Source organism: Dyella subtropica (assembly GCF_026283965.1).
Taxonomy (GTDB): Bacteria; Pseudomonadota; Gammaproteobacteria; order Xanthomonadales; family Rhodanobacteraceae; genus Dyella_D; species Dyella_D subtropica.
This window is the reverse complement of the sequence record NZ_JAPDPD010000011.1, coordinates 1-14,360: the sequence shown is the minus strand read 5'-3', so window position 1 is coordinate 14,360 and position 14,360 is coordinate 1. Positions and strand designations below refer to the sequence as shown.

General features: G+C 64.6%; 14 protein-coding genes. 6 read left to right on the top strand and 8 right to left on the bottom strand.

The window, feature by feature from the left end; translation table 11 throughout:
• Positions 1–40: 40 nt before the first annotated feature.
• Positions 41–418: a hypothetical protein gene (locus OUZ45_RS10940; protein WP_266170099.1), complete on the bottom strand. Its 378-nt coding sequence runs from the start codon at positions 416–418 to the stop codon at positions 41–43.
• 136 nt (positions 419–554) lie between these two features.
• Here OUZ45_RS10940 and OUZ45_RS10935 point away from each other — a divergent pair, with 136 nt between their 5' ends.
• Positions 555–1,442, top strand: coding sequence for a 23S rRNA (adenine(2030)-N(6))-methyltransferase RlmJ (locus OUZ45_RS10935; protein WP_266170098.1), 888 nt, complete (start codon positions 555–557; stop codon positions 1,440–1,442).
• Positions 1,443–1,525: 83 nt separating this feature from the next.
• Positions 1,526–2,038 (top strand): Slp family lipoprotein, encoded by a 513-nt coding sequence (locus tag OUZ45_RS10930; RefSeq protein WP_266170097.1) that lies wholly within the window; start codon positions 1,526–1,528, stop codon positions 2,036–2,038.
• 2 nt (positions 2,039–2,040) lie between these two features.
• On the opposite strand, the gene OUZ45_RS10925 is transcribed toward OUZ45_RS10930, so the two are convergent.
• Both OUZ45_RS10925 and OUZ45_RS10920 read right to left on the bottom strand, forming a co-directional pair.
• Entirely contained in the window at positions 2,041–2,430 is a 390-nt protein-coding gene (locus OUZ45_RS10925) for a VOC family protein (protein WP_266170096.1), read from the bottom strand.
• A gap of 19 nt (positions 2,431–2,449) precedes the next feature.
• Entirely contained in the window at positions 2,450–2,812 is a 363-nt protein-coding gene (locus tag OUZ45_RS10920) for an MmcQ/YjbR family DNA-binding protein (protein ID WP_266170095.1), read from the bottom strand.
• 236 nt (positions 2,813–3,048) lie between these two features.
• Between OUZ45_RS10920 and OUZ45_RS10915 the strand changes: the two genes are divergently transcribed.
• Both OUZ45_RS10915 and mfd read left to right on the top strand, forming a co-directional pair.
• Complete coding sequence (locus OUZ45_RS10915) at positions 3,049–3,660, top strand: GNAT family N-acetyltransferase (protein ID WP_266170094.1); 612 nt, start codon at positions 3,049–3,051, stop codon at positions 3,658–3,660.
• Positions 3,661–3,827: 167 nt separating this feature from the next.
• Positions 3,828–7,283: a transcription-repair coupling factor gene (gene mfd / locus OUZ45_RS10910; RefSeq protein ID WP_266170093.1), complete on the top strand. Its 3,456-nt coding sequence runs from the start codon at positions 3,828–3,830 to the stop codon at positions 7,281–7,283.
• 112 nt (positions 7,284–7,395) lie between these two features.
• Here mfd and egtD read toward each other — a convergent pair whose 3' ends face one another.
• Both egtD and egtB read right to left on the bottom strand, forming a co-directional pair.
• Complete coding sequence (gene egtD, locus OUZ45_RS10905; RefSeq protein WP_266170092.1) at positions 7,396–8,385, bottom strand: L-histidine N(alpha)-methyltransferase; 990 nt, start codon at positions 8,383–8,385, stop codon at positions 7,396–7,398.
• 10 nt (positions 8,386–8,395) lie between these two features.
• Positions 8,396–9,646: an ergothioneine biosynthesis protein EgtB gene (gene egtB, locus OUZ45_RS10900; RefSeq protein WP_266170091.1), complete on the bottom strand. Its 1,251-nt coding sequence runs from the start codon at positions 9,644–9,646 to the stop codon at positions 8,396–8,398.
• 202 nt (positions 9,647–9,848) lie between these two features.
• Here egtB and OUZ45_RS10895 point away from each other — a divergent pair, with 202 nt between their 5' ends.
• Positions 9,849–10,322, top strand: coding sequence for a DUF6491 family protein (locus OUZ45_RS10895; RefSeq protein ID WP_266170089.1), 474 nt, complete (start codon positions 9,849–9,851; stop codon positions 10,320–10,322).
• Positions 10,323–10,391: 69 nt separating this feature from the next.
• Here the strand turns inward: OUZ45_RS10895 and OUZ45_RS10890 are convergent, their stop codons facing one another.
• From OUZ45_RS10890 to OUZ45_RS10880, 3 genes are all read right to left on the bottom strand, one after another.
• On the bottom strand, positions 10,392–10,739 hold the full coding sequence (locus tag OUZ45_RS10890) for a hypothetical protein (RefSeq protein ID WP_266170088.1): 348 nt from the start codon (positions 10,737–10,739) through the stop codon (positions 10,392–10,394).
• Between the two features lie 132 nt (positions 10,740–10,871).
• Positions 10,872–13,067 (bottom strand): bifunctional 23S rRNA (guanine(2069)-N(7))-methyltransferase RlmK/23S rRNA (guanine(2445)-N(2))-methyltransferase RlmL, encoded by a 2,196-nt coding sequence (gene rlmKL / locus OUZ45_RS10885; protein WP_266170086.1) that lies wholly within the window; start codon positions 13,065–13,067, stop codon positions 10,872–10,874.
• A complete protein-coding gene (locus OUZ45_RS10880) occupies positions 13,064–13,591 on the bottom strand; it encodes an alpha/beta hydrolase (RefSeq protein ID WP_266170085.1) in 528 nt (175 codons plus the stop codon). Before OUZ45_RS10880 ends, rlmKL begins: the two co-directional genes overlap by 4 nt.
• Positions 13,592–13,656: 65 nt before the next feature.
• On the opposite strand from OUZ45_RS10880, the gene OUZ45_RS10875 reads away from it, so the two are divergent.
• Entirely contained in the window at positions 13,657–14,229 is a 573-nt protein-coding gene (locus OUZ45_RS10875) for an N-acetylmuramoyl-L-alanine amidase (protein WP_266170084.1), read from the top strand.
• Positions 14,230–14,360: the final 131 nt, after the last annotated feature.

The window sequence follows — 14,360 nt, the reverse complement described above, 5'->3', positions numbered from 1 at the left end:
GGGGAAACAACCGGCGATGCCGGTCGAAGCGCTGCGGAGATCAGGCGGCCGGAGGCCGCAAGGGAGGTTTGCTCGCCGGTTGTGGCGTGTCGTTGTCTGGCTGGGCCAGCCCATCCGTACTGGGCAAGGTCGACGGCAGGCCGAGTGCTGCCACAGTGGGTAGCGTCGCTGGCGCATGCGTGCAGGTGCAGTCGCTCGCCGTGTGGCCCGCGGGATGACTGGCGTGATGATCCATATCGTGCGCGCCGGCATGGCCGCCCATGTGGCCATCCATGGTCATCGCGCTGCCAGCGCCAGGCATGTCATCGCAGCAACCGCTCTGAGCCCAGGCCATGCTCACCAGCATCAGCCACGCACACAGCGCCAGCGCAAACGGCAGGCGACAGCGACGCAGGTGTGGGAGGAAACGGCGGGACATGCGGCGAGCATAGCCAACCGCGGCAGCATCGCTCAACTCTTGAGCAGGCTCCATGCGGCAGGAGCCTGTTTGGAGCCTCCAACATCTATGGGAGCCTCCAACGCCTATAATCGCCTGCCCTGCCGGTGATGCCGCCATGAACTATCGCCACGCCTACCACGCCGGCAACTTCGCCGATGTCCTCAAGCACACCGTACTGCTCGCGCTGATCGAGGCGCTGCGAGCCAAGCCGACGCCGTTCTGCGTGATCGACACTCATGCTGGCAGCGGCTGCTACGCGCTGGACAGTCATGAGGCCGGCAAGACCGGCGAGTACAAGGATGGCATCGTGCGGTTGCTGTTCCCTGACCTGCATAAGACCGACACCTCTAACGCCGGCAGCCTGCCGCCGCTACTGCGGCGCTGGCTGGATGCGATCCTCGATCTGCCCGGCAATGAGGACGGACTGAAGCTCTATCCAGGCTCCCCTCTGCAAGTTGCCAACGCCATGCGCGCGGAAGACAGCGCGCAGCTATGCGAATTGCATCCCGAGGAAGCGACACGGCTGCGCGAGCTGTTTCGTCTCGATCATCGTGTGCATGTGCATGAGCGCAATGGCTATGAGGCGTTGAAAGCCCTGCTGCCACCGAAGGAGAAGCGCGGGCTGGTGCTGATCGATCCACCCTACGAAGCACAAGAGGCGGAGTATCGCGTGATCGAACAGGCATTGAAGGCTGCCCTGCAGCGCTGGCCGACCGGTATGTACGCCGTGTGGTATCCGATCAAGCAGCGCAGTCAGGTGCAGCCGTTCCTGCGCTGGACGCAACGCTGCGGTGCGCGTCGCGTGCTTCGTGCAGAGCTGTTGGTGCATCCGGACGACTCCCCGCTGCGCCTCAACGGCTCGGGCATGGTCATCCTCAACGCGCCGTGGAAGTTGGATGATGCCCTTCGCGAACCGCTGCGCGCCCTGAGCCGCCTACTGTCGAAGGAACGCCCCGCCACCTGGCATCTCGACTGGCTGCTGGAAGATTCGACAGGTGGCTGACCTAGGTAGGAGCGCTATCGCATGCCGGCGGCGGAGGCTAAGCTCTACGCATCGTTCCTAGATAAAGCGAATGGAGATCGATCATGCGCGCCCACCTAGCCAAATCACTCTTTCGCGCGGCGCTGCCCGCTTCGCTGCTATGGCTGGCCGCTTGCGCACCAGCGCCCATCTACAAGGCCACCGGCACCATCGCCGCCGCGCCGTTCAACGTGGCGGAAGCGCCTGAGCGTTACACCAATGCCGATGTGCTCTGGGGCGGCCGTATCGTCGCCGTGCGCAATCTGACCGACCGCAGCGAGATCGAAGTATTGGCTTATCCGCTGGATGGCTCGCAACGTCCAAAGGCCAACGACAGCGGCATCGGCCGCTTCATCGCGGTGATGCCGGGTTACGTTGAACCGCTGGATTATCCCGCCGGCGCGCTGATGACCCTCACCGGCCGCCTTACCGGCAATCGCGCTGGCAAGGTCGGCGAGGCCAACTATGTGTTCCCGCTGGTCGGCGTTGGTCAATCGCACGTGTGGACGGCCAGCGAGATGAACGGCGGCAAGAACAACGTGCATTTCGGCGTAGGCCTGGGCGTCGGCATTCGCTGAGGTCACTTGCGCTGCAGCAGATCCCACTTGTTGCCGTACAGATCCTGGAACACCACCACGGTGCCGTACGCCTCTTCGCGCGGCTCTTCGCAGAACACGGCACCCGCGGCTTTCATGCGCTGGTAGTCACGCCAGAAGTCATCGGTGTGCAGGAACAGGAACACGCGGCCGCCGGCCTGGTGGCCCACGCTGGCCAACTGTTCCGACGTTGAAGCCTTCGCCAGCAGCAAACGCGTCTCCTGCGAACCAGGCGGCGCCAGCAACACCCAGCGTTTGTCCGCATCGAGCTGGGTGTCTTCCAGCAGCTCGAAGCCGAGCACGCGGGTGTACCAGGCGATCGCATCGTCGTAGTCGGCCACAATCAGGGCGAGGCCACCGATATGCTGTTTCATGCTTTCTCCGCTGGGATCATCAGGCAGGCGGCAACGGTGCCAGCTCGGCCTGCAATTTCTTGGTGAGCTTGGCGCGCACCAGCGTATAGGCGTCGCGGATAAGAGCCTCCAGTTCGCGCGTGTCGAAACGCTGCGGCTCGATCACCGAGATCCAGCGCGCTCGCGCCAGATACGGTGCCGCGATGATGCCGGGTTGATCGGTGAGTTCCAGGAAGCGTTCGTCCGCCGCCTTGAAGGACAGTCGCCCACCTTCCGAGCCGTCCGAAGGCGTCACCACGAACATCTTGCCGCCGACACTGAACACCAGATCGGCACCCCACTTGATATCGCGGGTTACCCCGGGCCAGCGGCCGCAAAGCGCTTCCAGCTGCTTCGCGGTCATGCCTTTAGCTGGCATGCCTTTAACTGATTTGCCCACCGCATTCACTCCTTGCCGACGCCGGGCACAGACCCGGGGGAGCATTCTGAAGGCCAGGCCCCGGGCTGTCTGCCCCATAGCCATGCCGGGACGCAACATGAATACCCATGACTGCGCCGCAAGGACGCAGTATTCACTCAGATTCATACGCATTCATTCATGCTGCACCGCACACAGTACGGTAAAGTATGGACATGCTCATGACCTCTCTCTCCGAAATCGCCAGCGCCTCCAGGCGCCTGCTGCCCCCGCGCAGTACCGAGCGGTTTGCCCGGCCTCACCTGACGCCGGCTACCTCGCCTGCCAAGGGCGAGCAGGTGACGACCCGCGACAGACGCGAACTGCGCCTGCGCGGCATCGAGCCCGGTGATGTCGCAGCGCTGCAGCGCTGCTTTACGCGCCTGTCCCCGGAGGACATCCGCCGCCGTTTCCTGCACGCCATGTCCGAGCTGCCCGCTCCGATGGCCCAGCGCCTGTGCCGTCTCGACCCACAGATCGAAACCGCCTATGTGCTGATGGACGAGTCCGAGCGGCCGGCCGAGATGCGTGGTGTGGGCCGTATCTACGTGGACGAGGCCGCCGATAGCGCCGAGTTCTCGGTGCTGGTGGAACAGGACTGGACCCGCCTTGGCCTCGGCGCCCTGCTGCTGCAGCGTCTGGTCGACGATTGCCGTCGGCGCGGCTTGTCGGAAATCTGGGGCTACGTGCTGCAGGAAAACCGTCCGATGCTCAAGTTGTGCAAGGAGCTGGGCTTCACCCGGCGCCTGGCACCCGACGAACCGGGCACCGCGCAGATCTCGCTGCGCCTGTAGGAGCCCACCCTGTGGGCGACCGGCCGCCCACAGGGTGGGCTCCTACAACAGAGCGACGATTCGAACCCATCGCGTGAACACCGCCCCGGTCTTCCGGGGCGGTCGCGTTACACTTGCCCGCTTTCACCAGCGCGGCCCTCTGGCGGCGCCACGGAACGCAGCGCCACATGCCCAGCCTCATTCCTCATCCGCCGCTCCCCACCACACCCAAGCAGCGCCGCTACTGGACGCCCCCGCACGGCTCGGCTCGCGCCCTGCTGGTGGCCGAGGCCGCCCGCTCGCACAACGGCCTGCTGGTAGCGGTCACGCGCGACACGCAGCGCGCGCATGCGTTGGAAGATGAGCTGAGGATCTTCGCCGGGGGCCTGCCGGTGCTGCATTTCCCGGACTGGGAAACCCTGCCGTACGACATTTTCAGTCCGCACCCAGACATCGTCTCGCAGCGCATCGCCACGCTGTTCAGCCTGCCGACCACGCAGAGCGGCGTGCTGGTGGTACCCATCGCCACCTTGATGCAGCGCATCGCGCCGCACAGCCATATCACCGGCGCCGGGTTGATGCTGCGGAAGGGTCAGAAGCTGGATATGTCCGCCGAGCAGCGCCGGCTGGAAGCAGCCGGCTATCGCAACGTGCCTCAGGTGTCGGAGCCGGGCGATTTCGCCGTGCGCGGCGCGCTGATCGACATCTTCCCGATGGGCGCCGCCGAGCCGTATCGCATCGAGTTGTTCGACGACGAGATCGAATCCATCCGCAGCTTCGATCCGGAAACGCAGCGCTCTCAGCATCCGGTGGACCGCGTCGAACTGCTGCCCGGGCGCGAATTCCCGCTGACCGAAGAAGCCGCCAAGGATTTCCGCGGCAAGCTGCGCGAACGCTTTCCCATCGATATCCGCCGCTGTCCGCTTTACCAGGACATGAAGGAAGGCGTGACGCCAGGCGGCATTGAGTACTACCTGCCGCTGTTCTTCGCGCAGACTGCCACGCTGTTCGACTACCTCGCCGATAACGCGGTGTTCCTGCTGGGCGAAGGTGCGCTCGACGCCGCCGATCAGTTCTGGAGCCAGACCGGCGAGCGTTACGACCAGCGCGCCCACGACATCGAGCGCCCGGTGCTGCCGCCGGCCGAGATTTATTTGCCGCCCGAGCAACTGCGCGAACAGCTCAACCGGCGCTTGCGCGTGGAAGTGGTGGAGAGCGGACACGAACATGCCGTCGCGGCAGGCACGCAGCCGGCACCGGAACTGCCACTCAATCGCAAGGGCGAAGAACCGGGCACGTCGCTGCGGCATTTCATCACCAGCTATCCGGGACGCGTGCTGATCGCGGCGGATTCGGCAGGACGCCGCGAGGCGCTGATCGAAACACTGGCCGCTGCGGGATTGAAGCCGGACAGCATCGAAGGCTGGCAACATTTCGCCGGCACCGCCGATGGCTTGAAGTTCGCCATCACCATCGCTGCACTGGAACAGGGCTTCGCGCTCACCAAGCCGGCCATCACCGTGCTTACCGAGCGCGAGCTGTATGGCGAGCGCGTGCGCACCGAGCGCAAGCGCCGACGCGGCGCGGCGCGCGATCCCGATAGCATCATCCGCGACCTCACCGAACTCACCATCGGTGCGCCGATTGTGCACGTCGATCACGGCGTGGGCCGCTACCAGGGCCTGGTGTCGATGGAACTGGGCGGCATGGAGGGCGAATTCCTCACCATCGAATACGCCAAGGGCGACAAGCTCTACGTGCCGGTGGCCCAGCTCGGCCTGGTCAGCCGCTACACCGGCACGGCGCCGGAGCTCGCGCCGCTGCATTCATTGGGCGGTGATGCGTGGGAACGCGCGCGCAGAAAAGCTGCTGAAAAAGTACGCGACGTGGCCGCCGAATTGCTGGCGATCTACGCCCAACGCGAAGCGCGCGGCGGCGAATCGTTGCTGATCGATCGTCAGCTGGTGGAAGAATTCGGCGCCAGCTTCCCGTTCGAGGAAACGCCCGACCAGGAACAGGCCATCGACGCCGTGCTGGGCGATCTCGCCGCGCCGCGTGCGATGGATCGCGTGATCTGCGGCGACGTGGGTTTCGGCAAAACCGAAGTGGCGCTGCGCGCTGCGTTCGCCGCCGCCACGGCCGGCAAGCAGGTCGCCGTGCTGGTACCGACCACCCTGCTCGCTCAGCAGCACTACCGCAACTTCGCCGATCGTTTCGCTGACTGGCCGGTGCGCGTGGACGTGTTGTCGCGTTTCAAATCCACCAAAGAAGTGAATGAGGCGCTCAAGCGCCTTGCCGATGGCCAGATCGACGTGATTATCGGCACGCACAAGCTGCTGCAGCCGGACATCAAGTTCAAGCAACTCGGCCTGGTGATCGTGGACGAAGAACAGCGCTTCGGTGTGCGCCAGAAAGAACAGCTGAAGAAGCTGCGCGCGGAAGTGGATCTGCTCACCATGACCGCTACGCCGATCCCGCGCACGCTCAACATGGCGATGAGCGGCCTGCGTGATCTGTCGCTGATCGCCACGCCACCCGCGCACCGCATGGCCGTGCGCACGTTCATCGCCGCCTGGGATCCGGCCACTATCCGCGAGGCGTTCCAGCGTGAGCTGCAGCGCGGTGGTCAGGTGTATTTCCTGCACAACGAAGTGGACAGCATCGAGCGCAGTGCACGCGAACTGGAAGAACTCATTCCCGAAGCGCGCATCGGCATCGCCCACGGCCAGATGGCCGAACGCGAGCTGGAACAGGTGATGGCGGATTTCCACCGTCAGCGCTTCAACGTGCTGGTGTGCACCACAATTATCGAAACCGGCATCGACATCCCGACCGCCAACACCATCATCATCAACCGCGCCGATCGCTTCGGCCTGGCGCAGCTGCATCAGCTGCGTGGCCGCGTGGGCCGCTCGCACCATCGCGCCTATGCCTACCTCGTCGTGCCCGACCGCAAGGCGATGACCGCCGACGCGGAGAAGCGACTGGAAGCGCTGGCCTCGCTGGAAGAGCTGGGCGCGGGCTTCACGCTCGCTACCCACGACCTGGAAATTCGCGGCGCTGGCGAGCTACTGGGCGATGAGCAATCCGGCCAGATCCAGGAGATCGGTTTCGGCCTCTACACCGAGTTGCTGGAACGTGCGGTGCGTGCGCTCAAGTCCGGCAAGGTACCGGACTTCGACCTCAGCTCCGAGCACGAAACCGAAGTGGAACTGCACCTGCCCGCGCTGATTCCGGACGATTACCTGCCCGACGTGCACACACGCCTGACGCTGTACAAGCGCATCGCCAGCGCGCGCAACGACGATGCGTTACGCGACCTGCAGGTGGAAATGATCGACCGTTTCGGCCTGTTGCCCGATCCCACCAAACAGTTGTTCGCCGTCGCCGGCCTGAAACTGATGGCTACCCCGCTGGGCATCCGCAAACTCGACTTCGGCACCAACGGCGGCCGCATCACCTTCCGCGACAAACCCGAAGTGGAACCGATGGCGATCATCCGCCTGATCCAGAGCCAGCCGCGCGTGTACAAGCTCGACGGCCAGGACAAGCTCAGAGTGATTCTGGAGCTGCCAGGCGCCAGCGAGCGGATACGCACCGCGCAGGAAGTGTTGGTGTCGCTGGGAGCGCGTCGACCGAACTAGGTCCTCTGTAGGAGCGCACCTTGTGGGCGACAAACCGGCAGGACTGCCGGTTTGCATGGCGAAGCAAACACCTGCCCTGCTTACGCGGGGCCTTCGCGCACAAGGTACGCTCCTACAACAGGCTGGACTGCCCCTTCCGAACCAAATACTGCACGCTGAAAAGCACATCCGGATCAAACCACACGCGCGCGACTTCAAGGCCGGCTTTGGCCGCCAGCGCCTTGAAATCGCTGGGCGAATACTTGCAGCTGTACTCCACCAGCATCGCCTCGCCTTCGGCAAAATTCGCCTGCATGCGGCCAACCCGCACCTTCTGCGCGCACGTGCTGACGATGTGCGTCTCGATGCGACCAGCCAGCACGTTGTAGTGCGCGCGATGACGAAAAGTATCGAGCTTGAAATCGCTGCCGAGTTCGCGATTGAGCCGCGTCAGCATGTTGAGGGTGAAGTCGACCGTGACACCGGCGCGGTCGTTGTAGGCGGCCTCGATCGTCGCTGCGTCCTTCTTCAAGTCCGCCCCGACCAGGATGCCGCCAGCGTCTCCCATCTCTTCGCGCATTTTGCGTAACAGCTGGACCGCATCCCGCTGTTCGAAATTGCCGATGGTGGAGCCAGGGAAATAAAGGATGGTGCGGCGCGGCGCGCGAGGCGGAATGGGCAAGCGCAGCGCGCGGGTGAAGTCGGTATGCAGCGGCTGCAGTGGTAGCGTCGGAAACTGTGCGGCCAGACGCTGCACGCTCGCCTGCAACGATGCGGAAGCGATTTCCACCGGCACGTAGGACACCGGTGACGCTAAATGTTCCAGCAGCAGCCGCGTCTTGATGGCGTTGCCGCTGCCGTATTCGACGAGACGCACGTCAGGGCCGAGCACCGCCGCTATCTCGGCGGCGTGGGTGTCCATCAAGGCGATCTCGGCGCGGGTGAGGTAGTACTCCGGCTGCTCGCAGATGCGCTCGAACAGCTGCGAGCCGCGTTCGTCGTAGAACAGCCACGATGGCAGCTGCTTCGGTTCTGCGCGCAAGCCACGTTGGACTATTTCCAATAGTTCGCTGGCGGGTGGGCGACGATTGTCATCGCGCGCCTCAAGAGTTTGCAGGCTCATCGGCTCGCTCTCACCGGTTGCGGGCAAGGCGCAAGCCGGCGAACTGCCAGCGCGCCTGCGGTGGAAAGAAATTGCGGTAACTGGCGCGGATGTGATCGCGCGGCGTTGCGCAGGAACCACCGCGCAACACCCATGGGCCGCACATGAACTTGCCGTTGTATTCGCCCAACGCGCCTGGCAGCGGTTGGAAGCCGGGATAGCTGACATAAGGCGAGGCCGTCCATTCCCACACGTCGCCGTACATCTGCAGCAGGCCTTCGCCAGCCGCGGCCCGTGGATGCTGCGGTCGCTCGTCCAGCAGGTTGCCTCGCACCGGTAGCGATTCAGCGGCACTCTCCCATTCGGCTTCGGTCGGCAATCGCGCGCCGGCCCAGCGGGCGAACGCATCGGCCTCGTAGTAGCTGAGATGGGCCACCGGCGCCGCCGGATCCACGGCCTGCACGCCGCCCAGGGTGAACTCGCTGGAGAGATCCTCCTGCCAGTACAAGGGGCGTTGCCAGCCTTCTGTCTGCACCGTCGCCCAGCCGTCGGACAACCACAGCAAGGGCTCCCGATACCCGCCGTCCTGCACGAACATCCGATATTCCGCGTTCGTGACCAGGCGGTTGGCAAGTAGATGCGGCTGCAGCCATGTGCGGTGGCGTGGGCCTTCGTTGTCGAACGCGAAGCCGTCGCCAGCATGACCGATATCCGCGATACCTTCGCGGCCGGCGAAAAACGCCAGCGGCACCGGCGAGCCGGGTTCGGCGGCGACCATGCTTGCGTCGTAAGCCGGCCGCAGCGGACTCAGCGACAGCGCATGCTTGATGTCGGTAAGCAGCAGCTCCTGATGCTGTTGCTCGTGTTGCAAACCGAGTTCGACGATGCCAGCCAATGCAGGCTCGATGTCATCCGTCAGCCGTTCCTGCACGGCCGCTTCGACGTGCTGCCGATAGCCGAGCACCTCTTCGAGACTGGGGCGCGACAGCAGACCGCGCTGTGGCCGCGCATGCATCGGGCCTACCGTCTGATAGTAGGAGTTGAACAGGTAGTGCCATTCCGAATGGCGCGGCCGGTAAGCCGGATCCCGTCCCAGCACGAACTGCTCGAAGAACCAAGTGGTATGCGCCAGGTGCCACTTCGCCGGGCTGGCGTCGGGCATGGATTGCACCATCATGTCCTCGGCCGTGAGGCCGGCACACAAGGCCAGGCTGCGAGCCCGTACCTGGCGGAAACGGTGCGCCAATCCTTCGGCCTGGGACGCCGTGCGCTGAAGGGTCATGGCAACATCCTTTCCACGTGCCTGGGCCATCGGGTCTTGTCGACGTGGTTGGAGTGGGTGGGCCCGCATGCGCGCCACCTTGCCGGAGGTACCGTTCACATTGCGTGATCCAAGGGTAGCCAGCGCTTGACAAGCGCCGGTCAGGTCGCGCTCAAATGCGCGCGCAATCCACGGAGTTTCAATCAACCGAAGAGGTGATCTCATGAAAACCGCCACCGCCATACTCGTCCTTACGATGGCTGCCGCCAGTGGACTGGCCCATGCCGACAAACAGGCCGACAACCCTGCCGACAATCCGGCGGAGGCGCACGAGCCACTGCGCCCGGTAAGCGACTGCATGCGCCCGGACCGCATCAATGCGTGGTACGTGGTGGACACGCGCACCACGGTCGTAAGCAACGGCCCGAACTACTACCTGATCAAGCTCGAATCCGAATGCCCGCGCCTGGGCATAGGCCGGAGCCTGCTCTTCAAGGCCAACGAGTCCAACCGGATCGCCGGCCTCGGAGCGATTTGCGGCGAAACCGGTGAGACCGTGCAATCGCTGCCGCACCAGCCCCCGTGCGCGATCCAGTCGGTCAGCAAGATCGACAAGGACCAGTTCGACCAGATGGAAAAGCAGGCCATCCAGCGGGGCTATGGCAACCACCGTCCCAAGGCTACGGCCAAGCCGTAACGCTCACCCGATGAAAGCAAAGAGCCCGGCGCAAGCCGGGCTCTTTTTGCATTGCTAAGGCGGCAACGATCAATCGCCGTCATCGTCGTGATGATGGTGGTGACGATAGCCTTCGCGGTAGTAGCCGCGCTCTTCATACACGTGACGCACATACACCGGGCGCTCTACCACTACCGGGTCGTCGTAATAAACCACGCGCGGTGCCGGGCGGTAGTACACCGGAGCCGGGTAGTAGGCCGGACCGTAGTACGGACGATAGTAGCCATCGTTATAGCCAACGCTCACGCCTGGCAGATTGACGCCGATGCCCACGCTGACGTGGCCACGGGCAAAGACTGGCGTGACTGCCGTGCAGCCCAGCAGCACAGCCGTCGCCAGCGCGACACGCTTGACGGTGGAAAGCTTCGACTTGCTCATGACTCAGATCTCCGAGAGGTTGGCTCGACAACGACTTCAGGCTTGTTCCGAAAGAACCACCTAGCGTTGTCTGCCGGTGTCCATGCTCGTGCCCAAGGGCTGAATCCGCACTGAGCAAAACGAGGCTGTTTCCTATCGTTTAATCTTGTTTCGGACGTAACTCACACTCTCGCCCCAGGGTGACTCTTGCGGATGCGGACGCAACAGCCAGCAACCGTGAATATCGGCTCGACGGGCGAAGTCGAATGGGATGCTGGCAGCGCTCCAATCCTCGACCTGGAAGTGCGGTTCCAGCGCCGCCTGATCCAAGGTGAAACGGCGGAAATTGTTGGAGAACACGATGATGCCGTCACCCGTCAGCCGGCCAGCACAAGCCTGCAGCAGGCGCACGTGGTCGCGCTGCACGTCGAAATCCTCGGCGCGCTTGGAATTGGAAAAGGTCGGCGGATCGACATAGATCAGGCCGTAGCGTTCCCGATCGCGCTGCAGGAATTCCATCGCGTCCGCCTGCATCAGCCGATGCTTCGTACCGCTGAAACCGTTCAGGGCGAGATTGCGCGAAGCCCAGTCCAGATAAGTGCCGGATAAATCCACGCTGGTGGTATCGCGCGCGCCGCCTGCCGCGGCGTAGACGCTGGCCGTGGCGGTATAGGCGAACAGGTTCAGGAAGCGCCGCCCCTCGGCCAGCTCGCGCAACCTGGCGCGCACCAGCCGGTGATCCAGGAACAGGCCAGTGTCCAGGTAGTCGGTGAGATTGACCAGGAAATCGAGCCCGCCCTCTTCCACCTCGACGAATTCGCCGCGCTGGTCGAACTGCCCGTACTTGGAGCCGCCCTTGCCGCGCTCACGGGTCTTCAGCGCGATGCGCTCGCGCGAAACACTGAACACCTCACCGGCCACGCGCACGATCTCACGCAGGCGTACTCGCGCGGTCTCGACGGGAACGTCTACCGGCGCGCGATATTCCTGTACGTGCAGCCAGACATCGCCGCCGGCATTGCCGTAGACGTCGATGGCCGCCGCGTACTCGGGCAGGTCTTGGTCATAGGCGCGCCAGCAATGAATACCCTCGCGTTCCAGCCGTTTGCGCAGGTGTTTGACGTTCTTTTCCAGCCGGTTCTTGAGCATCTGCGCGCCGGCCGATAGCGGCTTGGCTTCGCGCGGAGTTTCGTCGCGGGCATGCAGCTCGAACACCAACAACACGGTTTCCAGTGCGCCGTTGTAAAGCGCGTACTTCTTCTCGGCGCGCAGCGGCATGGCGCGCCCCAATTCGGCATCGCCCGCGAGTACGGCGGCGCGCCAGCCGGCAAAGCGAGCGCGCAGGGCTTCGCCGAGGGCGCGATAGAGCCTGGGCATCTCGTCGCGTTCGCCGAGGCGTTCGCCATAAGGTGGATTGGTGATGACCAGGCCGTGCGTGACGCCGGGTGGTGGCGATACATGCAGCGCGTCGTGCTTGTCCAGGGTGAAGAACCCGGCGACGCCTGCCTCTTGGGCGTTGCGCTTGGCGGTCTGCACCATGCGAGAGTCGGCATCGCTGCCGAAGAAACAACTGCGCAATGCACGCAAGCCCGTGTCGGCGCGCTGGCGCGCCTCTTCCAACAGCCCGCGCCAGACAGCGATGTCATGCTGTTGCCAACCCAGGAAACCGAAGTACTCGCGGCGCATACCGGGGGCTACGTCGGCCGCCATCAGCGCGCCTTCGATCAGCAAGGTGCCGGAACCGCACATGGGATCGAGCAGCGCACCACCCTGGGCGTAAACCTCCGGCCAGCGCGCGCGTAGCAACATGGCCGCGGCGAGGTTCTCCTTCAGCGGCGCTTCGCCTTGCAGCTCGCGCCAACCGCGGCGATGCAGCGGCGTACCGGCCAGGTCCAGCGACAGCGTGGCGCGGTCGCGACGCAGGCGCAGGTTGATGCGCACATCGGGCTCTTCCGTATCCACGCCGGGGCGCGAGCCATCGCGCTGGCGGAACTGATCCACCACCGCGTCTTTCACGCGCTGCGCGATGAATTGGCTATGGGTGAGCTTGCTTTGCGCGGTGCCCGCATCCACCGCGAGCGTGGCATGCGCCGCCAAGTGCTGCGACCAGTCGATGGTTTGCACACCGGCGTAGAGCGCGTCGTCCGTGGCGGCGTCGAACTCCGCCAATGGCAACAGCACACGGCTGGCCAGACGCGACCACAGGCAGGCTCGGTAGGCGGTTTCCACCGAGCCGGAGAAATGCACGCCGGCCAATGCCTCGCGCACGTCCAATGCCCCCAGCGCGACCAGTTCGTCGCGCAGCAGGTATTCCAGGCCCTTGGGGCAGGTGGCGAAGAAAGCGCTCACGGGGTCACCGCCAGTTGATCGAGAAAGAGGCGGAACTGACGCGAGATGGCATCCACGCTCGCACCGAGTCGGTGGTCATCGTCCAGTATCAGCAGCGGCAGCTGTCGGCGCCCGGCGAACTCGTACATGTCGTCGAGCGGGCATAGCTCATCGCGCCAGCCGTGGATCAACACGGTGGGTACGTCGAGGCGCAAATCGAACGCGACCTCGTAGCCCGGAATCGCCGCCGGCGTGGCCAGCAGAAACAGCCCAGCCACCGGCTGCTCCAACGAAGCCAGCCCGGACACAAAAGCGCCCATGCTCGACCCTACCAACACTGGCGGGGCGTCCAACGCACCTATGGCGGCGCGCAGGCGCGCAATGCGTGGCGCCACCGAACCGGCATGTCCGTGGCTATCGTCCTCGCGATAATCGGGCCGCTGCGTGGACCAGCCCAGCGATTCGGCAAGCGCGGCCAGCGCGCTGACCTTGGTGGCGTCCGGGCCGGAATCCGAACCGTGGGAAAGAATGATCTGGCCGCGCATAGCGGTCTCCAAAGGCGTACTGCAAGGGTGCACATGATAGCCGGCAGCATGCGAGACTCGCCTGCATGTCATCCCCGACCATCCACGATCAGCCCCTGCCCTACGTCGAGCGCCTGCCCGAGCGCCCTGCGAGCGCCATCGAATTGGTGGTGATCCATTGCACCGAGCTGCCTGACCTGGCCACCGCCCGCGAGTACGGCGAAAGGGTGCTGCACGAGAGCGGCACCGGCAACTGCGGCCACTACTACATCGACCGCGACGGCTCGATTTACCGCTACGTGCCCGGCACCCGCGTAGCCAACCATGTGCGCGGCCACAACCCCCACTCGATCGGCATCGAGCTGGTGAACCTGGGGCGGTATCCGCACTGGTGGGATTCCCGTCACCAGACCATGGCCGAGCCCTACCCCGCCGCGCAGATCGCCGCCCTGCAGACTCTGCTGGCGCATCTGCGTAACGAGTTTCCCAAGCTGCGCGCCATCGCCGGCCACGAGGATCTGGATATCGCCCGCATGCCGGCGAGCGACGACCCGTCGCTGGACGTGTCGCGCAAGCTCGACCCCGGCCCGTTGTTCCCCTGGCCGGTGGTGCTGAAGGACTGTGGCCTGCAACGGGTAACCACCCCATCCCCGCCGTAAGAGCCTGTTCAAAGTCTCCGCGTAGCCCGCGTTGATCCACAGAGCGCGCCAGGTGGTGGGGCGTGGCGCAGCGCCTGACTGACTGTCAGGCCAAGCCGCGCATCGCCGCATGGCGCGCTCTGTGGATCAAC

Excerpts from the sequence above, each read along its gene's own strand:
- OUZ45_RS10940 (WP_266170099.1), bottom strand. The coding sequence starts at position 418 with ATGTCCCGCCGTTTCCTCCCACACCTGCGTCGCTGTCGCCTGCCGTTT.
- OUZ45_RS10935 (WP_266170098.1), top strand. The coding sequence starts at position 555 with ATGAACTATCGCCACGCCTACCACGCCGGCAACTTCGCCGATGTCCTC.
- OUZ45_RS10930 (WP_266170097.1), top strand. The coding sequence starts at position 1,526 with ATGCGCGCCCACCTAGCCAAATCACTCTTTCGCGCGGCGCTGCCCGCT.
- OUZ45_RS10925 (WP_266170096.1), bottom strand. The coding sequence starts at position 2,430 with ATGAAACAGCATATCGGTGGCCTCGCCCTGATTGTGGCCGACTACGAC.
- OUZ45_RS10920 (WP_266170095.1), bottom strand. The coding sequence starts at position 2,812 with ATGACCGCGAAGCAGCTGGAAGCGCTTTGCGGCCGCTGGCCCGGGGTA.
- OUZ45_RS10915 (WP_266170094.1), top strand. The coding sequence starts at position 3,049 with ATGACCTCTCTCTCCGAAATCGCCAGCGCCTCCAGGCGCCTGCTGCCC.
- mfd (WP_266170093.1), top strand. The coding sequence starts at position 3,828 with ATGCCCAGCCTCATTCCTCATCCGCCGCTCCCCACCACACCCAAGCAG.
- egtD (WP_266170092.1), bottom strand. The coding sequence starts at position 8,385 with ATGAGCCTGCAAACTCTTGAGGCGCGCGATGACAATCGTCGCCCACCC.
- egtB (WP_266170091.1), bottom strand. The coding sequence starts at position 9,646 with ATGACCCTTCAGCGCACGGCGTCCCAGGCCGAAGGATTGGCGCACCGT.
- OUZ45_RS10895 (WP_266170089.1), top strand. The coding sequence starts at position 9,849 with ATGAAAACCGCCACCGCCATACTCGTCCTTACGATGGCTGCCGCCAGT.
- OUZ45_RS10890 (WP_266170088.1), bottom strand. The coding sequence starts at position 10,739 with ATGAGCAAGTCGAAGCTTTCCACCGTCAAGCGTGTCGCGCTGGCGACG.
- OUZ45_RS10880 (WP_266170085.1), bottom strand. The coding sequence starts at position 13,591 with ATGCGCGGCCAGATCATTCTTTCCCACGGTTCGGATTCCGGCCCGGAC.
- OUZ45_RS10875 (WP_266170084.1), top strand. The coding sequence starts at position 13,657 with ATGTCATCCCCGACCATCCACGATCAGCCCCTGCCCTACGTCGAGCGC.